Genomic DNA, 20,594 nt, shown 5'->3' with positions numbered 1-20,594 from the left:
CCGGCGACCAGGACTCCCCGGAGATCTGGGGCTGCAACGACGGGCCGGCCGTGCAACGGCGAGCCCAGGCCAGGAGCAGCACCCGGTGACCTCCGTTTGCACGTCGAGTGTGCGGGTGGGGCCGAAGTAGTTGGGGTCCCACACCGTGTCGAGGATCTGCTGGCGGGAATGCACGGCACCGGGATCGCCGGCCAGTTGGGCCAGGAGATCGAATTCCTTCGGGGTGAGGGTGAGCGGGCGCCCGTCGATGGTGACGCCCCTGGTGCGCCGGTTGGTGACCGTGATGACCACCGCCAACGCCATGACCCAGCTGAACGCCGACCCGAGCATGCGCGGCCGTATCGTCTCCGTCCATCTGCTCGTCGTGCTCGGCGGCACCCCGATCGGCGCACCTCTGGTCGGCCTGGTCTCCGACACCCTCGGCGCCCGCTTCAGCCTCATCCCCGGCGGCGCGATCTCTGCCCTGGCCGCCATCAGCCTGTCGGCCGTGGTCACGGCACGCTCCCGCACCACCCAGGAGAGCACCCCGCTCCCAGGCCGTCTTCAGCGCCCTTCCCCGTGTGCCAGGGGCCGGAGGAGTGAAACCGGGTTCGAACGGGCATGTCCTGTTCGCTCGGCACAGTGGGGGGTAAATGAGCAGAAGCCTCGCCAGGCGACGACGTGAGGTGCTGATACTGGCGTCCGGGCCCGTCCTCGGGGCAGGCGTAGGCGCGGTGACCAACCTGATCACCTCCACCTGGAACTGGTGGCTCTTCGGCGCGCTGCTCCTCCTGGTCTCCCTCGCGGCCGTGGGCGCCGCACTGGTGCCGGGCAGCGGTCCTCCCGCAGACGACTCCGCCCAGGTCGAGCAGCCCAGCGGTGGCCCGAGCACACTCCCTCCGGGGGCCGCGGTATTCGCCGGCCGCGAGAGCGAGCTCGACCGGATACTGAACGCCCGGCCACCCGCAGCGCGGCCCCGGGCCCTGATCTGCCTCGTCACGGGCCCTCCGGGGAGCGGCAAGACGGAGCTCGCCGTACAGGCGGCCCACCGTCTCGCCGTGCGCTATCCGAGTGGTCAGCTGTTCGTCGGGTACCGCAGCAACACCGAGTCGGCCGGTCGCCTCCTCGCGGAGGACGCCCTGGCCGCGCTGCTGGCCGCCGTCGGCGCCGCGGCGGGAACGACGCGCTTCGATCCGCTCAGCATGACCGGTCAGTGGTTGAACACCGTCAACAACAGACCGTTCCTCATGGTCCTCGACGACGTGAATCAAGCCGAACAGGTGGAGCCCCTTCTGCCTGCCTCCCCCCGTGCGATGGTCATCGTCACCAGTCGGACCATGCTGACCGGCCTCGACGCGGACGTCCACATCGAGGTCGACGCCCTGAGCGAAGAAGGTGCCAGGTCGGTCGTCACCGCCATCCTGCACCGAGGTTCCCGCACGGTCGACGACACGGTGATCGACGCGGTGGTGGCCCTGTACCGCCTGCCCCTGACCATCAGGCACATCGCGGACCGTATCGTCGCCGAGCAGACGCCACTCGCCCTGCACACCGAGCCGCCCGTCCCCCTGAGTGGTGAAGGAACCGAACCCATGCTGGCGGCGATCGAAGCGCTAACTCCGGTAAGGCACCTGGTCTTCCGCCGGATGGCACTCCACCCGGGGCCGCACGTCACCGACGAGATCGCCGCAGCCCTGGCCGGTGTGCCCCTCCGGGAAGCGGCGGACGCTCTCGCCCTGCTGCACAAGCACGGGCTGATCATCAGGCCCGATCCACATGGATATGGTCTGCACGACCTGGTGCGATCGCTGGCACACCGCGAGGGCTCACGTCGGGACGGAACGAGTGCGCAGGCCCGCGAGCGGCTGTTCAGGTGGGCGGCGGAGCGGCTGGTACGGGCCAACGACGGCATCCACGCCCCGCTCTTCCTCGGGGAACCCCAGGTGACCATGGACGAGGAACAGGCCCTGCAGTGGCTGCACCGCTACTTCGAGGACCTGCGGTCGGTGGCGCGCCTGGCCATCAACACCGCCTGGCCGGAGAGTTGGCGACTGACGGCCGGACTGGCCTACTACATGCGCGTGAAGAAGCGGAACATCCATCAGGCGATAGGACTCAACCAAGCGGCGCTGCAGATCACACCGGTGTCCGACGAGGCCGGCAAGGCTCACTGCCAGGCGCAGCTGGCGGCCCTGCACCGTGTATCGGGGGAGTACGACAAAGCTCTGGAGCAGGCCGAAAAGGCGACAGAGGCCTTCAACCGGCTGGGCGACCGACGCAACGAGGCGCATGCCGCCGCCGAAGTGGGCACCAACCGCTACCACTTGGCCGACTACCCCTCCGCACGCGTGACGATGGGCAGCGCCGTCGCCCTCCACGAGAGGGCGGGCCAAACGCGCGGCAGGGCCAACGGGCTGGGGGTTCTCGGACTGATCAAGAGGGCGACGGGTGACTACGGAGGAGCGCGCGAACACCTCACAGAAGCGCTGGCCCTCTACCGTGAGATAGCGAACCATCGCAACGAGGCATGGATCCGAATCGAACTCGGCGTCATCGACCGGCTGACCGGAGAATTCCACAGCGCCGAGGAGCAGTTCAACGCGGCGCTGGACATCAACACCAGATTGCAGGACGTGAACGGCTGCGCCTGGGCCCGGCGCGAGCTCGGGATCCTGAAGAGGATCCTCGGTCAGTACGACGAGGCGCGCACTCTGCTGCAGGGTGCGCTGCGGGAGTTCAAGGCGCTGGACAGCCGGCGCAACATCGCGGACGCGGAGGTCGAACTCTGCTCCCTCCACCGCGTGCTGGGTGAACCGAGCACAGCACGCGGTCATGGTGACACGGCGCTCCGGATGTACGAGCGCATGCGAAACCGCCGAGGCGGCGCGTGGACGAAGACCGAACTGGGCGCACTCTCTGCCGCAGAGGGGGATTTCGGCACGGCGGACAGCAAGCTCGGGGAAGCGCGGGCGACCTGCGAGGAGATCGGCGACCGCTCCGGCGAAGCCCGCGCCAACATGGAGCTGGGCAGACTTGAGCTGAGCCGGGGGCAGGATGCGGCAGCGTGGCCGTACCTTGAAAGGGCCCGGGAACTCTACACCGAGCTTGGTGCGCCACAGGTTGCAGAGGTGCGGAGCCTGCTCGACGGAGGGTGACAGATCGCCCTCCAGGTCTGTTACGGCGGTTCCACACACCTGCCTGACCGGCGTGTCGCTCATGCCGCGCACGACGTGACGCACATCGCCGATCATCTCGGACCGAGAGGGTGCCCAGGCAAACGAGAGCCGCGGGGTGGTCCCTGCCGAGATGGTCGCCCAGCTCTCGGTGGGTCTGGTGGTAGTTGCGTTCGGCCTCGGCGGTCTCGCCGAGCGAGGCCTCGGTGTTCGCCAGGTTCACCCGGCAGTGCATGCCGAACGGATGTTCCGGACCGAGCGTGGTCCGCAGCGCGGCGTGAGCCTGTTCGCACGTCTCCCGGGCCTCCACCGGCCGACCGGTTGGGGTGAGCATCCACCTGGACCTGCCGGCCGATCCGAGCCCGGCCTCCGTTGCGGGAGGTGATCAGTACAGGCCCGGTCGGGCTGTCGACCAGCAGGCACTCGATGGACTCGGGGGACGTCGCGTTGTCGAAGACCAGCAGCCACCGGTCGTACGACTTCCCCCGGCGCAGTGCGTCCCGGACCGCGTCGACCGTGGCGCTGTGCCGGGCCAGTTCTGCGAACCGGCGCTGCGCCAGGTCACCGAACTCCGCCTCGATCCACCGGTGTTCCGGCCGTGAGTCGCTGATCCGGACCGGCACCAGGACACGCCGCGACCCCATCGGGTCGGCGGCGGCCACCGCCTCCCACACAGCCCTGGCCTGCGGGGACCCCTGACAGGCGGCGGAGAGCACCGCGACCGTGCGAACGGCGCCGTGCACCCTGCGGGCGACGTCTTCCCGCAGTGGAACACCGGCGCCGCTGCCGTCCTCGGAGTGGGCGTCGTCCACCGTGAAGCCGGCGTCGGTGAGGACCCAACTGGTCCAGTCGGCTCACATCCGGTCCTCGGGCACATGGCTCAGGAACACATGAGTGGGAGGCGGCGACCGTCGTCGGACGACGGCCTCCAGGTAGTGCCGTCGCTGCGCCCCGGTCATCGGGGCCATGGAGGTCACGTCGCCCTCGGTGATGACCGCCGTCAGTCGTTCACAGGCCGCGAGCAGGGAGGCCGGGACGCCCGGCTCGTCACGGAAGGTTGCGAGGATCTCCTCGTAGGCGTACGTGGGTTTGTACGGGACCTCCATGTTGCCCCAGTAGTGGCGCGGGTCGACGTGCGAGGTGCGGCCCAGCGACTGGTCGAAGGCGAGGCGGACCTTGGCGCGCGCGGCCTCCAACCGGTCCGCATCGGAGTCCTCCACCCGCATGGGCACCGGCAGGATCCGGATGCGGCGGTTCCCGTAGGTGTCCGCCACCCGGCGGGCGACGGCCGCCGCGCCCTCGATGCTCTGGTCGTTGTGCGTGAAGCAGTTCACCAGGACGTCGGGGAAGTGGATGGTGCAGACGTCGGACATGTCGCTCAGGCCGGAGCGGCTGTCGACGAGGACGTAGTCGTATCCTCTGCGGAACCCGACGCACAGCGCGTCCAGGAACTGGCCGCCGTACTGGTCCTCGTAGAAGCGGTCCCAGTTGAACTGGGAGAAGACGGAGGAGTAATTGCGGTCCTGGCGGCCTCCCGAGATGAAGTCGAGTCGGCCGCCGGCCGGAAAGGCCCATTGCAACGGGGACACGGCTCTGCTGATGTCGGCCTGGCCGCTGATCCATGCGGTGGCCTCCTCGGTGGCGTCGGGGTGTCCGCTGCCCCACCGGGAGTCGACCCGCAGCAGGTAGTCGTTGAGCAGGTCCAGGACTCCGGGGCGGTCGCGCAGTGCGTTCGGTTCCAGGAACGGATACAGGAAGCGGTCCAGCCCCGGCGCCTCCAGATCCCAGTCGACCACCAGGACCCGCCTGCCCTGCGAGGCCATGATCCAGGCGGTGTTGGCGAGCGCCATGGTGCGGCCGACGCCACCCTTGTAGCTGTAGAACGTGACGATCTTGCCGCCCTCGGGGCGGGCGAGCGGGCCGGTCACGGCTGGGCCTCCTGGTCACCCTGGGCGTCGGACGCGTCCCGGGAGGACGGGGTCGAGGATCGCAGCGTAACCCGGTACAGGTACTGGTGGGCCGCGCCGTCGGCGAGTTTTACGAAGCCTGGGTTTCAGGCACGGTCGGCCTGCCCCGTTGGGATGCGGGGTCTGTTGCGGCCGGCGGCCATCCATGCGACGGCGCCGTCGACGGCCCAGCGCAGGGGGATCAGCCGGCTGTCGGCGGCTCCGACACGGCCTCGTGCGACAGGGTCACGGCCGTGGTGTGTCGATGTCTCCAGCCACCGGCCCAGTTCGCCGAAGTCGCTGTCGTCGAGATCCACGTCCACGAAGCTCGTCCAGCGTGGGCCACTCCGCCCCATGACCCTGCAGTCGTACCGGCGCGTAGGGGCGGGCAGACGGTATTCCGCCAGATGGAAGGCGGTGCAGACCTCGAAGCCCACGCCCAGCAGCAGAATGTCCGCATCGCCGTCGTACAGGCGGCCCAGGGGGGATCGCTCACCCAGCAGGCAGTCCCGTGCATGATGCGCGACAGTCCTCTTGGCGCCCGGGCCGAGCGCGGCAAAGGACGTCTGGGGGTGGTCGCTGCGTGCTGCTCCCACGGCGGTACGCACCTGCTCGGCGATCGCTCCCATTCCCTCCGACGGCGTGGACGCAGCGTGGAATGGCGTCATCCGGGCGTGGTGTGCGCTGAGTTGACGCTTCGACATGCCCCGGGTTCTGGCGAGGTAGGTGCGGGAGGTCAGTGAGTTGCCCGGTGTGAAGGTGGGGACGACCAGTGTGCCGTCGCTGCCGAGCACGTCGCGAAGGCGCGCACGACCGTGAGGGCACCGCCGCTCACCGTTCCCACAGACCGCAGCGACGCGTGCACCAGGAGGGTCGGCCTTCGACCACACCCCAGACTTCTCAGTTCGGCACTGAGCGAGGCCTCACTGAACATCGGCGGTCAGCTCCACAGCCTGTCGGCCATCCGGCGCCCGTGGTCGGTCAGGTCTCCGGCAGGCAGCGTCCCAAGCGGTGTTCGGCCCAGATATGCAGACCGCAGCCCGTCCTTCGCCTCGCGGGTTGCGGCCAGGTCGAACAGGTCCGACAGGGCGTTGAACTTCATCTGCTGCACTCCGTCGACGAGCAGCGCGGCCAGCGAGCCGGCGGTGGCCGGCAGGGACAGCCCCAAGGCACCGAAGGCATCCGGGCCGGCGGCCACAACGCCCTGTTCCCCCGGACCGCTGATGGGTGTGCAGACGGTGAGCAGCGCGCGGACGCCCGCGGCACGGTCGCCGTGCCGGTCACGGACATGGACGGCGGCTTCGGCGAACAGCCGTTGCCACCGGCCGTACTCCTCCTCGTTCAGCCGTGGCGCCGGAGTGGCCATGAAAGCGTCCCGATGCGGGTCACCGTCCTCCACGAGGATGCGGAACCCGTCCATGACAACGCTGCGCACCGGTTCCCAGTCCGGCAGACCAGGCGAGGTCCCGGTCACCGGAATCGGCAGCGAGCGATCACGGACGCGCAGCATCAGGGCCCCGCCGCGGACGATCAGCTCACGGTTCTCCGGACGGGGCGGCAGGACCAGTCGGCCGTGGCCCGGGACATGGACGGCCTGCGCGGTCGCGGGCAGTCCGACTGTGAGATCGGCACCGGTCCGCAGCGCGACGGCCACAGCGATCTCCACGAGCCGCTGCCGGACCGCGTCACGGACCAGGTGTCCTTCGAGGGCGCGCGCCGACCAATGGCGGAGGTACGGATGGCGGAGAACCTGCGTCGTCGCACCGGGCCATCGCCGGTCCATGCGGGTCACGGCGTCCGCTTCCGGCCCCCGATACCGCGCACAGAGTGCGGCGAAGAGCACCCTGCAGATACTTGACTCCGCTCTCACGAGCTCACGCAGCACGTCGGCGTCGCCGGCCCCCGCCGCGAGCGAGTCGAAGCCGTGCGACGTGAGCCGGTGCGCATGGCCGACCGGCCGCGGGCGGGCGCTCTGAAGACAGTGGTCGATCAAGCGGATGAGATCGCCGCAGTACACCGACGGGTTGTCGAAGCCGTTGGCCGAGCGGTACCGGTGGGCGTACAGCCCACCGCCGCAGATCCGTACCACCCGGCATTCCCGGCACGTCCGGGACAGGCCGGTGATGCCGGCCTGCTGGACGAGGAAGCCGGGGTGGCCCGCCGCCTCGTCGAACGAGTGCCGCAGTACGTGGAATCCGGTCCGTGGCGCGTCCTGCCCTGCTGTCTTGAGCCAGTCGGCCTGCTCGATCTCGCCGTCCGTCTCGACGACGACCAGGTCGGGGCTGCCGAGTCCGAGCGCCTCGGTGAGAGATCGCCTTCCGTCCCGCCCGGCCTCGATCGAATCGAAGAGGCGAACGCTGAACGGCTTGCCGTCGGCGGTCCACAGGTCATACACAGTCGTCAGCCACCGTGCGTACGCGTGGGGATGCCCGCTCAGCCGTGAGGGAGGGTGATCCCAGGTCGCATGGGGCAGGAGGAAGTCCACGCGTGGCGGATCGAGCGCCACCAGAGCCCGGTACACGCCGACTGGATCGTTCTCGACGTCGACCGTGCACAGCAGGCCCGCGAATATGCGGCGGTACGCAGGCGACCCGATGAGCCGTACGGCGCGGACCACCGCGTCGTACGACCCCGTTCCGTTGGCACGTCTGCGATGCCGGTCGTGGGAAGCACGGTCCCCATCCAGGGAGATTCCGGTGTGGATCGCCTCCCGGGCCAGTACGTCGCAGAAGTCGCCGTCCAGCCGGAGTCCGTTGGTCTGCATGCGCAGGTCGAGATCACACACTCCGTCCAGCGCCCCGCGCAATGCGGAGGCGATCCGTGCCAGCCGTTCTCGGCCCGCGAGCAAAGGCTCACCGCCGTGCAGAACGACGTGCACACGGGGAAGTTCGGGGTGAGCGCGGGCGTGCTCGGCGATCCGTGACACCGTTGCCGCCACCACGTCCTCCGGCATGACAGGAGGACGCCGCCGCCAACTCTGGTCGGCGTGCCGGTAGACGTAGCAGTGGTCGCACGCCAAGTCGCACCTGCTGTGCACCTTGAGAACGAACTGGCGAAAGGCTCTCGGCCCGGGCGTCATGGGCGGATGCCGGCGTGGCCCGTTCAGATGGCGGAGTTGAATTCCGGGCCGCAGAGGTGCCGGGACGGCAGCAGTCGACTGAGCACGGGGCAGTCGTATACGGCCAGGTCTTCCAGAGGCGTAACGGTGCAGTCGGGAACGCACGTGCTGAGAGGCGAGGTCTGTGCGGTCGTCGTGAGCAACTCGCTTGTACCTCCGAGGGGGGACTCTCCGGCTGCGCTCATCGGTATCTCCTTCGCCATCTCGTGGAGGATGCACAGGAGCGGTCGAACCGTGGCACCGGGCCACCGAGCACCCATCATCGTGGCTTCGACGCCCGAAGAAAAGTGCCGTTTCGGCTACTGCGTCGGAGAGATCACGACCGGCTGGAGCTCAGCCGCTCGATGGCCTCCAGGACACCCCTGCGGTGCGCGTGCGTGCGCTCGTAACCCTCGAGAATGTGCAGGTCGGACTCGGACAGCAGGGGGAGGCGCCGCTCGATCTCCTCGACGCTGAGCTGGCTGAAGCCGGCGATGGGCAGGCTTTCCTCGCTGCTGACCGCTCCCTGGATCTGCTCGGCCGCGGCACTCACTTCGGGCCTGTAAGCCACCGGCTCGTCTTCGACGGCGAGGCGCTGTTCGGGGCGTTCCGCCCGGCTCAGCCGGTTGACGACGGCCCGCAGCGGGCGGGTGGCCGCATGGGCGAGGCCGCCCTTCGCCGTCTGTTCCACGCGGAATCCGTCGCTTGCGGCGGCCACGGTTCGGGCCTGCCGGGCGAGGCTGTCCTCGAGCAGGGCCAGCAGCTCCTGGTCCTGGCGGCGCATTTCCTGGAGCAGGTCGAGGGTGGCGCGGTCCTCGGCCTGGTCGGCGAGAACTTCGCCGGCCCGCGTCGTGGCCAGGGCCCGGGCCGCTACGGCGTACTCGTCCTCGGTGTTCCTCAGCATCTGCCGCTCGTCGGCCGGCCCTCGGCCGCGCAGCACGCCGGTCACGGTCTTCTGCCCGATGGTCAGCGGGAGCGTCGCCGCTCTCCAGGTGGTACGGGCGGCGAACCGCGCCATGTCGGTCACGCCGCCCAGCAGTCCGCGCGGCTGCAGTCCGCTGACATGGCGTTCGATGCGGTGCACACGGTCCTGCATGTCGTCGGCCTGGCGCTCGAGCATCTGCCGATGGGGACCGGGCGGCGCGAGAGCCGCATCCGCCCGCAGTCGGTCGCGCGCCGCGGCATGGGCGTGGTGGGCATCCTCGAGCGCGGGAATCAAGGTCTGCGTCATCGCCATGGGGGACTGCTCCCTGCCTAGGGGATCGGGCGGCGTTCAGCCGCGCAGAACGTACGGCTGCACAGCCGGCCGTCCTCCTGCGGCTCAGCAGCCGGGATCATCCTGCGAATCCCGCGCCAAGATCACCCGCCGGGAGCATGCTCGCCCGTGGGCAGCGACGGTACTGGAGCCCGGCCCGCCCCGCGCTGTCATGGCACGGAAACGGTCTACCGACGGTTCGGCCATCCGGGTGAGGGTCCATGTCCGCAGAGCGGCAAGGGCAGGGCAGCGCGCCGGGCACGCCGGTTCAGGAGCGGCTCGGGTACTCCGGCTCCCCGCCGTCGGCGTCGAACACCTTGGTGAAGGTGGCACCGCACGGGCAGCGCGAGTACTCGACCAGTTCCCCTTCTTCCGACACGCTCAGCCCCTGGCTGAGTCGCACATGCACATGATCACCCATGAGGAGCTGCTTTCCTTGACGCCCGTCGTCCGCCTCATCGTGCGGGCTCGCCGCTCCCGTCGGCAATGCCGCAGCTCACACAGTCCACGAGTGAGGCCACGGCGCTTCATCGCGCGGTGAGATCCGGCGGCCGCAGCGATGCTCCTGGAGTCCCCATGGGCGGCACCACTCTCGCACGCGGTTCGGGCTGAACAGGCCGATCAGGAGGGTCGTCGGCGAGTGTGGTCCGGGGCGCTGCGAGGGCGGCGTCGAGCGAGGGGTGAACGGGCAGGGCCTGGGCGAGTCCGCTGCTGTGCAGGAGCCGCTCCACCCGCCCTTCGGGGCAGACCAGGCGCAGTTCACCCTCGTCCTCGTCCAGCAATGCACGCACGGACATCAGGCCACTGAGGCCACCGGCGTCTGCCCAGGTCAGCTCGGACAGGTCCACGATCAGGTTGAGCAGGTGCCGGTGCTTGGCGGTGACGGTGGCCACGAAGTCACACAGCTCGCGGGCGGTGCTGGTGTCCAGGGCCCCTTTGATCTCCATCACGGCCCAGCCGTTCTCCCAGTGCGAGGCGAGGAACAGAGCCATGGTTTCCACTCCTGCCGCTCAGCGCCTGCGGACTCCTGGAGCCCGGAATGTCACTGACCATCCCTATACCTCCGCAGGGCAAACCTTGACAAGATGTGGCTCAGGTTTTATTTCAGGACTAGAGGCAAGTAAGGGTGAAAGCGCACCTCGCAGCAGGTGAGGAGGTGGCGGGATGCAGGTGCGGGACCAGGGAGCGGACCTGTACGCGGTGCTGGGGGTGGAGCCCTCGGCGACGGTCGAGGTGATCACCTCCGCCTTCCGCGCCCGGGTGCGGGAGCTACGCCCGGACACCCGCGTCGATGCGGTCACCGCCGAACGGTTCGGTGAGGTGCGGGCGGCGTACGAGACGCTCCGCGATCCGGTCCTGCGCGCGGCCTACGACCAGACGTACCAGCGGATGGCCGGGCGGGCACACGACCGCGGGCCTGTCCTCGCGCGGCCGGCAGGACGCGCGCGGACGTACCTCGTGGTACTCGGGACCGCCCGCCCCGAGCCTCCGCTGCGCGCCGGTCCCGTCCGGTGGGAGCGGACATCCCGATGAGGAGCAGAGACGCGAAGCAGGGCATGGGTGAGGAGGGAGAGCACAGATGGCACGTGCGGTTGGTATCGACCTGGGTACGACGAACTCGGTGGTCTCGGTCCTTGAGGGCGGCGAGCCCACCGTCATCACCAACACCGAGGGCGCCCGGACCACGCCGTCGGTGGTGGCGTTCTCCAAGAACGGTGAGGTCCTCGTCGGCGAGGTCGCCAAGCGGCAGGCCGTGACGAACGTGGAGCGCACCGCGCGCTCGGTCAAGCGGCACATGGGTGACCATGCCTGGCGTTTTCCCGAGCACGGGGACGTCGACGGCAAGCGCTACACCGCGCAGGAGATCTCCGCGCGCGTGCTGCAGAAGCTGAAGCGGGACGCGGAGGCGTACCTGGGCGAGGACGTCACGGATGCGGTGATCACCGTGCCCGCGTACTTCGACGACGCCCAGCGGCAGGCGACCAAGGAGGCCGGTGAGATCGCGGGGCTGAACGTGCTGCGGATCATCAACGAGCCGACGGCCGCCGCGCTGGCGTACGGGCTGGACAAGGAGAACGACCAGACGGTCCTCGTCTTCGACCTGGGCGGCGGGACCTTCGACGTGTCGCTGCTGGAGATGGGTGAGGGCGTCATCGAGGTCAAGGCCACCAACGGCGACACCCACCTCGGCGGTGACGACTGGGACCAGCGGATCGTCGACCACCTGGTCAAGCAGTTCAAGAACCATTACGGCGTCGATCTGGCCAAGGACAAGATGGCCGTGCAGCGCCTGAGGGAGGCGGCGGAGAAGGCGAAGGTCGAGCTGTCCTCGTCCACCGAGACCACCATCAACCTGCCCTACATCACCGCCTCGGCCGAGGGCCCGCTGCACCTGGACGAGAAACTGACCCGCGCCCAGTTCCAGCAGCTCACTGCCGACCTGCTGGAGCGGTGCAAGGCACCGTTCCACAACGCGATCAAGGACGCCGGGATCAAGGTGTCCGACATCGACCACGTCGTCCTGGTGGGCGGCTCGACCCGGATGCCGGCGGTGACCGAGCTGGTGAAGGAGCTGACCGGCAAGGATCCGCACAAGGGCGTCAACCCGGACGAGGTCGTGGCCGTGGGTGCCTCGCTGCAGGCCGGTGTCCTCAAGGGCGAGGTCAAGGACGTCCTGCTCCTCGATGTCACCCCGCTGTCCCTCGGTATCGAGACCAAGGGCGGCATCATGACCAAGCTGATCGAGCGCAACACGACGATCCCGACCCGCCGTTCGGAGATCTTCACCACGGCCGAGGACAACCAGCCCTCGGTGACGATCCAGGTCTTCCAGGGCGAACGGGAGATCGCGGCGTACAACAAGAAGCTCGGCATGTTCGAGCTGACCGGTATCGCTCCGGCGCCGCGCGGGGTGCCGCAGATCGAGGTGGCCTTCGACATCGACGCCAACGGCATCATGCACGTCTCCGCCAAGGACCTGGGCACCGGCAGGGAACAGAAGATGACGGTGACCGGCGGCTCGGCGCTGCCCAGGGACGACATCGACCGCATGGTCCGCGAGGCCGAGCAGCACGCCGAGGAGGACCGTCGGCGCCGTGAGGCGGCCGAGACCCGCAACCAGGGCGAACAGCTCGTCTACTCCACCGAGAAGCTCCTGAAGGACAACACCGAGAACATCCCGGCCGACGCCAAGAGCGAGACGGAGACGGCGCTGGCCGAGCTGAAGGAGAAGCTGAAGGACGAGAACGCGGACACGGCGGCGATCCGGCAGGCCGTCGACCGCACCGCGCAGGCCGCGCAGAAGATCGGCACCGCCCTGTATGAGAAGTCGCGGGCCGAGCAGCCGGCCGGCGCGTCCGCGGGCGGTGGTACGAGCGGTGGGTCGTCCGAGGACGAGGTGGTGGACGCCGAGATCGTGGACGACGACAAGCCGGAGGCTGGCTGACGATGACCGGGAGCGGTCCGCGGAGCACCGACCTGGAACAGCTGCGGCGCCTGGTGGAGGAGCGGACCGCCGACCTGCAGCGGGTGAAGGCCGAGTACGACAACTACCGCAAGCGGGTCCGGCGGGACCGCCTGGCCGTACGCGAGATAGCGGTGGCCAACGTGGTGCGGGCGCTGCTGCCCGTGCTGGACGCCGTCGACCGGGCGTTGGCGCACGAGCCGCTGACGCCCGGTCTGAAGGACATCACTGACAGCCTGCAGGAGCAGCTCGGCTCGTTGGGCGTCACGTCGTTCGGTGAGGTGGGCGATCCGTTCGACCCCGACTGTCATGACGCCCTGGCGCACCACGTGTCCCCTGATAGGGATCGACTGGTCTGCTCGGCGGTCCTCCGCCCCGGTTACCGGCTCGGTGAGCATCTGCTGCGTCCGGCCACCGTGGAGGTCACCGGCCCGGCTCCACCCGCGAGAAACCCGCTCACCACGGCCGGCGGGCCCCAGCGCCACCGAAGCTGCTCCTGGCACCCGCAGGGGGTGACATGACAGTCGGACTGGTCCGACGGCGTACGTCGCGGGATCGAACTCTTGACCTCTGTGGCCCAAGCCACTAGCTTGCGGTAGCCGATCCATGACTACCGAAAGGAGGCGACCAGCGGATGTACACCTGCTCTGATCTCGGTCGCCTCGCCCAGTGCACGGTCTGGGTTCCGGGTCGGATCGCGCACGGCTGCTGAGCACGCCGTTCTGGTGTGCCCGTCCGTGGCACATTCGGGCTTTCCGTCACCACCTTCTCGCACGCCGCTGTTGCGTGCCGTTTTTGCGCCTGCTTGTCTCACCTGGCGCGTCTGAACACAGAAAGCTGCCTGAAATTGGCGAACATGATGAATCGACCGATCACGCACAGAAACGAAGGCCCGTCATGGTAGCGGCGCGGATCACGGTCAACGGGAAAGAAACACCGATTTCGCCCGCTGCTCCTCACACCACGGTTCTGGATTTCCTGCGCGAGCGTGGCCTCACCGGCACCAAGGAGGGCTGCGCGGAGGGTGAGTGCGGCGCCTGTTCGGTCCTGGTGGCCCGTCCCGGGGTGAACAAGCCCACCGACTGGGTGGCGGTCAACGCCTGCCTGGTCCCGGTTGCGGCGCTCGACGGTCAGGAGATCGTCACCTCCGAAGGCCTCGCCACCGACGGTGAACCCGGCACGCCTCCCACCCTGCACCCGGTGCAGGAGGAGATGGCGGTCCGCGGCGGCTCCCAGTGCGGTTACTGCACGCCGGGATTCATCTGCAGCATGGCCGCCGAGTACTACCGGCCCGACCGCTGCGCGCACGCCGACTCGGCCGACAGCGCCGACGCCGAGCACGGTCCGAACGGTTTCGACCTGCACTCGCTGAGCGGAAACCTGTGCCGCTGCACCGGTTACCGCCCCATCCGCGATGCCGCGTTCGCTGTCGGCGCGCCCACCGAGGACGACCCGCTGGCGCAGCGTCGCGAGCAGTCCCCGCCCGAGCCGGTCGCCACCGAATACGCCCAGGACGACAGTGCGTTCCTGCGGCCGGGCACCCTCGCGGACACGCTGCGGCTGCTGCGCGAGCGGCCGGACGCGGTGGTGGTCGCCGGCAGCACCGACTGGGGCGTGGAGGTCAACATCCGTTCGCGCCGGGCCAATTGCGTGGTCGCCATCGACCGCCTGCCCGAACTGCGGGAGCTGCGCGTCGAGTCCGACCACATCGAGATCGGGGCGGCGCAGACGCTCACCGAGATCGAACGCCGCCTCGACGGCACCGTCCCGCTGCTGGCACAGCTGTTCCCGCAGTTCGCCTCCCGGCTCATCCGCAACAGCGCGACCCTCGGCGGCAACCTGGGTACCGGCTCCCCCATCGGTGACAGCCCGCCGGTGCTGCTCGCGCTGGAGGCCTCGGTGGTGCTCGCCGACGCCGACGGTGAGCGGGTGGTTCCGCTGGCCGACTACTTCACCGGCTACCGCCAAAGCGTGCGCCGCCCCGGCGAACTGATCCGCGCGGTGCGCATCCCGCTCCCGCTGTCGCCCGTCACGGCCTTCCACAAGATCGCCAAGCGGCGCTTCGACGACATCTCCAGCGTGGCGGTCGCGTTCGCCCTCGACATCGAGGACGGGATCGTCCGCAAGGCGCGCATCGGCCTGGGCGGCGTGGCCGCCACCCCGATCCGCGCCCTCGCCACCGAGGCGGCCCTGGAGGGCAAGCCGTGGGTGACGGAGACCGTCGAGGCCGCGGCACAGGTGCTGCAGTCCCAGGGCACGCCGATGAGCGATCACCGCGCCAGCGCCGACTACCGCGCCGCGATGCTCGGCCAGAGCCTGCTGAAGCTGTACGCACAGACCACCGAGGCGGTGTCGTCATGAGCCATCTGTCCGAGCGCCCCGAAAAGCCGGTCGTCGGCGTTTCGATGCCGCACGAGAGCGCCAACCTGCACGTCACCGGCGCCGCGCTCTACACCGACGACCTGATCCACCGGACCAAGGACGTGCTGCACGCCTACCCGGTCCAGGTCATGAAGGCCCGCGGCAGGATCACGGCGCTGCGCACCGAGCCGGCGCTCGCCGTGCCCGGTGTGGTGCGCGTCCTGACCGGTGCCGACGTACCCGGCGTCAACGACGCCGGCATGAAGCACGACGAGCCTCTCTTCCCCGACGAGGTCATGTTCCACGGCCACGCGGTCGCCTGGGTGCTCGGCGAGACGCTGGAGGCCGCCCGGCTCGGTGCGGCGGCCGTCGAGGTGGAACTCGATGAAGCGCCCTCCCTGATCACGTTGCAGGACGCGATCGCGGCCGGCAGTTATCACGGTGCCCAGCCCGTGATGGTGGCCGGCGACGTCGACGCGGGCTTCGCCGACTCCGCACACGTGTTCACCGGCGAGTTCCAGTTCGCCGGCCAGGAGCACTTCTATCTCGAAACGCACGCGGCGCTGGCCCAAGTCGACGAGAACGGGCAGGTGTTCATCCAGAGCAGCACCCAGCACCCGTCGGAGACCCAGGAGATCGTCTCGCACGTGCTCGGGGTGCCCGCGCACGAGGTGACCGTGCAGTGCCTGCGGATGGGCGGCGGCTTCGGCGGCAAGGAGATGCAGCCGCACGGCTTCGCGGCCGTCGCCGCGCTCGGTGCCAAGCTGACCGGCCGCCCGGTACGGTTCCGGCTCAACCGGACGCAGGACCTCACCATGTCCGGCAAGCGGCACGGGTTCCACGCCCAGTGGAAGATCGGCTTCGACGCGGACGGCCGTATCCAGGCCCTGGACGCCACCCTGACCGCGGACGGAGGCTGGAGCCTGGACCTCTCCGAGCCGGTGCTGGCCCGCGCGCTGTGCCACATCGACAACACCTACTGGATCCCCAACGCGCGCGTCGCCGGTCGCATCGCCAAGACCAACACGGTCTCCAACACCGCCTTCCGCGGCTTCGGCGGACCGCAGGGCATGCTGGTGATCGAGGACATCCTGGGCCGCTGCGCCCCGCTGCTCGGCCTGGATCCCATGGAGTTGCGGGAACGCAACTTCTACCAGCCGGGCCAGGGCCAGACGACGCCGTACGGACAGCCGGTCACGCAGCCCGAGCGGATCTCCACCGTCTGGCAGCAGGTTCAGGCCGACGCCGGCATCGCCGACCGCAAGCGCGAGATCGCCGCCTTCAACGCAGCGCACCCGCACACCAAGCGGGCGCTCGCGATCACCGGCATCAAGTTCGGCATCTCGTTCAACCTCACCGCCTTCAACCAGGGCGGCGCGCTGGTGCTGATCTACAAGGACGGCTCGGTCCTGATCAACCACGGCGGCACCGAGATGGGTCAGGGCCTGCACACCAAGATGCTGCAGGTGGCCGCGACCACGCTGGGCATCCCGCTGCACAAGGTGCGGCTGGCCCCGACGCGCACCGACAAGGTGCCCAACACCTCCGCCACCGCTGCCAGTTCCGGGGCGGACCTCAACGGCGGCGCGGTGAAGAACGCCTGCGAGCAGCTGCGCGAGCGGCTGCTCCAGGTGGCCGCCACCCAGCTGGGTGCGAACGCCTCGGACGTACGCATCGTCGAGGGCGTCGCGCGGGCCCTCGGCAGCGACAGGGAACTGGCCTGGGACGACCTGGTGCGCACCGCGTACTTCCAGCGAGTCCAGCTGTCGGCGGCCGGTTACTACCGGACCGAGGGGCTGCACTGGGACGCGAAGACCTTCAGGGGCTCGCCGTTCAAGTACTTCGCCCATGGCGCCGCCGCGACGGAGGTGGAGGTCGACGGCTTCACCGGCGCCTACCGCATCCGACGGGTGGACATCGTGCACGATGTCGGCGACAGCCTCTCCCCGATGATCGACATCGGTCAGGTCGAGGGCGGTTTCGTGCAGGGCGCCGGCTGGCTGACGCTCGAGGACCTGCGCTGGGACACCGGCGACGGACCGAACCGCGGCCGGCTGCTGACCCAGGCCGCCAGCACCTACAAGCTGCCGAGCTTCTCGGAGATGCCCGAGGAGTTCAACGTCACGCTGCTGGAGAACGCCACCGAAGAGGGCGCGGTGTACGGGTCCAAGGCGGTGGGTGAGCCTCCGCTGATGCTGGCGTTCTCGGTGCGCGAAGCGCTGCGGCAGGCCGCCGCCGCGTTCGGGCCGAGCGGGGTCGGCGTCGACTTGGCCTCGCCCGCGACACCGGAAGCGGTGTACTGGGCGATCCAGGCGGCTCGCCGGGGCGACGCCTCCGGGGTCGATCACACCCGCAACGGGATCGCCGCCAACGGCCGCGCCGGAAATGGCCACGTCAACGGCGAGATCCGCACTGACGCAGAAGCGTTGAGCGGTGCCTGACATGACGTGGGTCGCCGCGGTCGCACGGTTGCGAGCACGCCGGGAGGCCGGCGTGCTGGTGACCGTCGCGACCGTGCGCGGCCACGCCCCGCGCGACGCCGGTGCGAAACTCGTCGTGGGGCAGAGCAAGACATGGGGCTCGATCGGCGGCGGCAATGTCGAGGCCGTCGCGATCGATCGGGCCCGGGAGATGATCGCCGCGTCCAAGCCGGAGCCCGAGCTGATCGATTTCGCCCTGAACGACAAAGTGACCAACCAGCATGGCGTGCAGTGCTGCGGTGGCACGGTCTCCGTGCTGCTCGAACCGCTGCCGGTGGTGCGGGCGGTGGCGATCTTCGGTGTCGGGCACGTCGGCCTGGAACTGGCGCGCATCCTGGCTCGTCAGGACCTCGACCTCCATCTGATCGACACCCGCGCGGACGTCCTGACCGAGGAACGGCTCGACGTGCTGGCCGACGCCGTGGCGCAGGTGCATGTGCATCACACGCCGCTGCTGCCCGAGGAGGTCCTGGAGGATTTGCCGCGCGGCACCCACATCCTGATCATGACCCATGATCACGCCGAGGACGCCGCCCTGTGCGACGCCGCCCTGCGCACGACCCATCTCGGCTCCATCGGGCTGATCGGGTCGGCGGCCAAGTGGGTACGGTTCCGCAAACGCCTCTCCACCGAGGGCGGTCACGACGAGGCCACCATCGATCGGATCAAGACCCCGATCGGACTGGCCGACATCACCGGCAAGGAACCGGCGACCATCGCAGTGAGCGTCGCCGCCGACTTGCTGCGCACCTTCGAGACCGAGAGGAACTGACTTCCCACCGGAGCCGACAGGGTGCCCCGCGCTCGTACGAACGAACACATGCGGGGCACCCTTTCCGGGCGACGTCATTCGACGGGACGCCCGGAACTGCCGGCCAAGTCATGAATCGTCCCACTACGCTGTTCCGTGCACGCTGTGCGTAATGAGCGCGATCGGTTCCCGGCGCTTCGGCGGTCGGCTGGTGAGGGACGATGCATGGACTACTACGATCTCGGCACGTACAGCCGCCCCGTCACGACTTCCTCACCCGAGGCACAACTCTGGTTCGACCGCGGACTGGTCTGGACGTACGCCTTCAACCACGAGGAAGCCGTCTCCTGCTTCGAAGCCGCCGCGGCGGCCGACCCCGGCTGTGCCATGGCGTACTGGGGCATCGCCTACGCACTCGGCCCCAACTACAACAAGCCGTGGGAGTTCTTCGACGAACAGGACCTCGCGCGCACCGTCGAACGCACCCACGCCGCCGTGGAACTCGCCCACGCGAAGGCGGAAGCCCGCGCCACGCCCGTCGAACGAGCCCTGATCGGCGCATTGCGTAGCCGATATCCGCAGGCGGAGGCCGTCGACGACTGTTCCGTGTGGAACGCGCCGTACGCCGACAGCATGCGCGCCGTCCACGAAATCGCCCGGGACGACCTCGACATCACCACCCTGTACGCCGACGCGCTGATGAACCTCACCCCCTGGCGGCTGTGGAACCTGCGGACCGGCGCGCCGGCCGAAGGCGCCCGCACGCTTGAGGCCAAGGCGGTCCTGGACCGGGCAATCGCGACAGATGCCGGGGCGGAACACCTCGGCATCCTGCACATGTTCATCCACCTGATGGAGATGTCCCCGACGCCCGAGGCTGCCCTGCCCGTCGCCGACCGGCTGCGCGGCCTGGTGCCCGACGCCGGCCATCTGCAGCACATGCCGTCACACATCGAGGTGCTCTGCGGCGACTACCGTCGAGTGGTGTCCGACAACGACGACGCGATCGTCGCCGACGAGAAGTTCCACGCGCGGGCCGGAGCCATGAACTTCTACACGCTGTACCGGTCGCACAACTACCACTTCAAGATCTACGGCGCGATGTTCCTCGGCCAGTTCCGGACCGCTCTGCAGGCCGCTGCCCAGCTGGAGGCGTCCATCCCCGAGGAATTGCTGCGTGTGCAGAGTCCGCCCATGGCTGACTGGCTGGAGGGCTTCCTCGCCATGCGGGTCCATGTACTGATCCGCTTCGGCCGCTGGAACGACATCCTGCGGACGTCCCTGCCCGCCGACCCGGAGCTCTACAGCGTGAGCACGGCGATGCTGCACTACGCCCGAGGCGTCGCGTACGCGGCCACCGGCCATATCGCCGAAGCCGACGCCGAACGCCGGCTGCTGGGCGAGGCGGTCGCCCGGGTGCCGGAGACACGCATGCTGTTCAACAACACCTGCGCCGACATCCTGGCGATCGCGTCGGCGATGCTCGACGGTGAACTCGCATACCGCAAGGGCGACCATGACGCCGCCTTCGCCGCGCTCAAGCGGTCGATCGACCTGGATGACAACCTGCCCTACGACGAGCCGTGGGGATGGATGCAGCCCACCCGGCACGCATACGGCGCCCTGCTCCTGGAACGGGGGCGTGTCGCGGAGGCCGAGGCGGTCTACCGGGCCGATCTGGGACTCGACGACACCCTTCCCCGCGCGTTGCAGCACCCTGACAACGTCTGGGCCCTGCACGGGCTGCACGAGTGCCTGGTCCGGCTGGGCAAGGCGGGAGAGGCACAGATCGTGGCGCAGAAGTTGAAGATCGCCGTCGCGATGGCGGACGTGCCGGTTGAGGCGTCCTGCTTCTGCCGCCTCGGAGCGGTCTCGGACACCGCCGGCGGAGGCGGGTGCTGCAAGGCTCTTGCGTGACAGCCGGCCTCCGCCTTCGCTGGCCGGGCGCCGGGGTGCTGCTCCCGCGGACACAGACATCGCCACGGATCGGTCCTCACCCTGACCCGGGTTCGCGGGCTGTCCTCAGCCGAGGATGTCAGCGCGTCGGCACCTGGTCAGCAGACGGAATCCGCCATCCTGTCAGCACGGG

At 69.3% G+C, this 20,594-nt stretch carries 15 protein-coding genes and 3 pseudogenes; 9 read left to right on the top strand and 9 right to left on the bottom strand.

The annotated features are described in order from the left end of the window. Positions 1–99 precede the first annotated feature (99 nt). Positions 100–279: pseudogene (locus ACIGXP_RS17635) on the bottom strand (winged helix-turn-helix domain-containing protein); the annotation flags it as partial. Between ACIGXP_RS17635 and ACIGXP_RS17630 the strand changes: the two are divergent. Together ACIGXP_RS17630 and ACIGXP_RS17625 are read left to right on the top strand one after the other, a co-directional pair. After that, on the top strand, positions 248–664 hold the full coding sequence (locus ACIGXP_RS17630) for a hypothetical protein (protein WP_399769885.1): 417 nt from the start codon (positions 248–250) through the stop codon (positions 662–664). The pseudogene ACIGXP_RS17635 and the gene ACIGXP_RS17630 sit on opposite strands and share 32 nt — an antisense overlap. A gap of 49 nt (positions 665–713) precedes the next feature. Then, positions 714–3,134 (top strand): tetratricopeptide repeat protein, encoded by a 2,421-nt coding sequence (locus tag ACIGXP_RS17625; protein ID WP_399769202.1) that lies wholly within the window; start codon positions 714–716, stop codon positions 3,132–3,134. A gap of 145 nt (positions 3,135–3,279) precedes the next feature. On the opposite strand, the pseudogene ACIGXP_RS17620 reads toward ACIGXP_RS17625, so the two are convergent. From ACIGXP_RS17620 to ACIGXP_RS17585, 8 genes and pseudogenes are all read right to left on the bottom strand, one after another. Beyond that, positions 3,280–3,486, bottom strand: a pseudogene (locus ACIGXP_RS17620) (tetratricopeptide repeat protein); the annotation flags it as partial. A gap of 211 nt (positions 3,487–3,697) precedes the next feature. Then, positions 3,698–3,994, bottom strand: a pseudogene (locus tag ACIGXP_RS17615) (TIR domain-containing protein); the annotation flags it as partial. Positions 3,995–4,006: 12 nt separating this feature from the next. Next, positions 4,007–5,080, bottom strand: a complete 1,074-nt coding sequence (locus tag ACIGXP_RS17610) for a tyrosine-protein kinase family protein (protein ID WP_399769199.1) — start codon at positions 5,078–5,080, stop codon at positions 4,007–4,009. 125 nt (positions 5,081–5,205) lie between these two features. Then, the gene (locus ACIGXP_RS17605) at positions 5,206–5,892 is read right to left on the bottom strand and encodes an AAC(3) family N-acetyltransferase (RefSeq protein WP_399769197.1); all 687 of its coding nucleotides are present in this window, start codon (positions 5,890–5,892) and stop codon (positions 5,206–5,208) included. Positions 5,893–6,038: 146 nt separating this feature from the next. Next, positions 6,039–8,177 carry an FxsB family cyclophane-forming radical SAM/SPASM peptide maturase gene (locus ACIGXP_RS17600; protein ID WP_399769195.1) on the bottom strand — a complete coding sequence of 713 codons (2,139 nt, stop codon included), beginning with the start codon at positions 8,175–8,177 and terminating at the stop codon, positions 6,039–6,041. A gap of 355 nt (positions 8,178–8,532) precedes the next feature. Then, positions 8,533–9,432, bottom strand: a complete 900-nt coding sequence (locus ACIGXP_RS17595) for a hypothetical protein (RefSeq protein WP_399769193.1) — start codon at positions 9,430–9,432, stop codon at positions 8,533–8,535. A 286-nt stretch (positions 9,433–9,718) separates the two neighbouring features. After that, positions 9,719–9,871: a hypothetical protein gene (locus ACIGXP_RS17590; protein ID WP_363218607.1), complete on the bottom strand. Its 153-nt coding sequence runs from the start codon at positions 9,869–9,871 to the stop codon at positions 9,719–9,721. Between the two features lie 106 nt (positions 9,872–9,977). Further along, the gene (locus tag ACIGXP_RS17585) at positions 9,978–10,442 is read right to left on the bottom strand and encodes an STAS domain-containing protein (protein WP_399769191.1); all 465 of its coding nucleotides are present in this window, start codon (positions 10,440–10,442) and stop codon (positions 9,978–9,980) included. A gap of 172 nt (positions 10,443–10,614) precedes the next feature. Here ACIGXP_RS17585 and ACIGXP_RS17580 point away from each other — a divergent pair, with 172 nt between their 5' ends. The 7 genes from ACIGXP_RS17580 to ACIGXP_RS17550 all read left to right on the top strand — a co-directional run bounded on the left by ACIGXP_RS17580 (position 10,615) and on the right by ACIGXP_RS17550 (position 20,422). After that, on the top strand, positions 10,615–10,983 hold the full coding sequence (locus ACIGXP_RS17580) for a J domain-containing protein (protein WP_399769188.1): 369 nt from the start codon (positions 10,615–10,617) through the stop codon (positions 10,981–10,983). 46 nt (positions 10,984–11,029) lie between these two features. Then, the gene (gene dnaK / locus ACIGXP_RS17575) at positions 11,030–12,895 is read left to right on the top strand and encodes a molecular chaperone DnaK (RefSeq protein WP_399769186.1); all 1,866 of its coding nucleotides are present in this window, start codon (positions 11,030–11,032) and stop codon (positions 12,893–12,895) included. A gap of 2 nt (positions 12,896–12,897) precedes the next feature. Further along, positions 12,898–13,434, top strand: a complete 537-nt coding sequence (gene grpE, locus ACIGXP_RS17570; RefSeq protein WP_399769184.1) for a nucleotide exchange factor GrpE — start codon at positions 12,898–12,900, stop codon at positions 13,432–13,434. Positions 13,435–13,810: 376 nt separating this feature from the next. Continuing rightward, positions 13,811–15,274, top strand: coding sequence for an FAD binding domain-containing protein (locus ACIGXP_RS17565; protein ID WP_363219541.1), 1,464 nt, complete (start codon positions 13,811–13,813; stop codon positions 15,272–15,274). Continuing rightward, positions 15,271–17,715 (top strand): xanthine dehydrogenase molybdopterin binding subunit, encoded by a 2,445-nt coding sequence (gene xdhB, locus ACIGXP_RS17560; protein ID WP_363219540.1) that lies wholly within the window; start codon positions 15,271–15,273, stop codon positions 17,713–17,715. Before ACIGXP_RS17565 ends, xdhB begins: the two co-directional genes overlap by 4 nt. A gap of 1 nt (position 17,716) precedes the next feature. Further along, on the top strand, positions 17,717–18,526 hold the full coding sequence (gene xdhC / locus ACIGXP_RS17555; protein WP_363219539.1) for a xanthine dehydrogenase accessory protein XdhC: 810 nt from the start codon (positions 17,717–17,719) through the stop codon (positions 18,524–18,526). A gap of 204 nt (positions 18,527–18,730) precedes the next feature. Then, the gene (locus ACIGXP_RS17550; RefSeq protein ID WP_399769181.1) at positions 18,731–20,422 is read left to right on the top strand and encodes a hypothetical protein; all 1,692 of its coding nucleotides are present in this window, start codon (positions 18,731–18,733) and stop codon (positions 20,420–20,422) included. The last annotated feature ends 172 nt before the right edge of the window (positions 20,423–20,594 follow it).

Origin of the sequence: Streptomyces sp. NPDC053069 (assembly GCF_044546895.1) — a bacterium.
Classification (GTDB): Bacteria; Actinomycetota; Actinomycetes; order Streptomycetales; family Streptomycetaceae; genus Streptomyces.
This window is presented reverse-complemented; position numbering and strand designations above follow the sequence as displayed.

Bases quoted from the DNA above. Each gene is read 5' to 3' on its own strand.
- ACIGXP_RS17630 (WP_399769885.1), top strand. From the start codon at position 248: ATGGTGACGCCCCTGGTGCGCCGGTTGGTGACCGTGATGACCACCGCC.
- ACIGXP_RS17600 (WP_399769195.1), bottom strand. From the start codon at position 8,177: ATGACGCCCGGGCCGAGAGCCTTTCGCCAGTTCGTTCTCAAGGTGCAC.
- ACIGXP_RS17595 (WP_399769193.1), bottom strand. From the start codon at position 9,432: ATGGCGATGACGCAGACCTTGATTCCCGCGCTCGAGGATGCCCACCAC.
- ACIGXP_RS17590 (WP_363218607.1), bottom strand. From the start codon at position 9,871: ATGGGTGATCATGTGCATGTGCGACTCAGCCAGGGGCTGAGCGTGTCG.
- ACIGXP_RS17585 (WP_399769191.1), bottom strand. From the start codon at position 10,442: ATGGCTCTGTTCCTCGCCTCGCACTGGGAGAACGGCTGGGCCGTGATG.
- ACIGXP_RS17580 (WP_399769188.1), top strand. From the start codon at position 10,615: ATGCAGGTGCGGGACCAGGGAGCGGACCTGTACGCGGTGCTGGGGGTG.
- dnaK (WP_399769186.1), top strand. From the start codon at position 11,030: ATGGCACGTGCGGTTGGTATCGACCTGGGTACGACGAACTCGGTGGTC.
- grpE (WP_399769184.1), top strand. From the start codon at position 12,898: ATGACCGGGAGCGGTCCGCGGAGCACCGACCTGGAACAGCTGCGGCGC.
- ACIGXP_RS17565 (WP_363219541.1), top strand. From the start codon at position 13,811: ATGGTAGCGGCGCGGATCACGGTCAACGGGAAAGAAACACCGATTTCG.
- xdhB (WP_363219540.1), top strand. From the start codon at position 15,271: ATGAGCCATCTGTCCGAGCGCCCCGAAAAGCCGGTCGTCGGCGTTTCG.
- xdhC (WP_363219539.1), top strand. From the start codon at position 17,717: ATGACGTGGGTCGCCGCGGTCGCACGGTTGCGAGCACGCCGGGAGGCC.
- ACIGXP_RS17550 (WP_399769181.1), top strand. From the start codon at position 18,731: ATGGACTACTACGATCTCGGCACGTACAGCCGCCCCGTCACGACTTCC.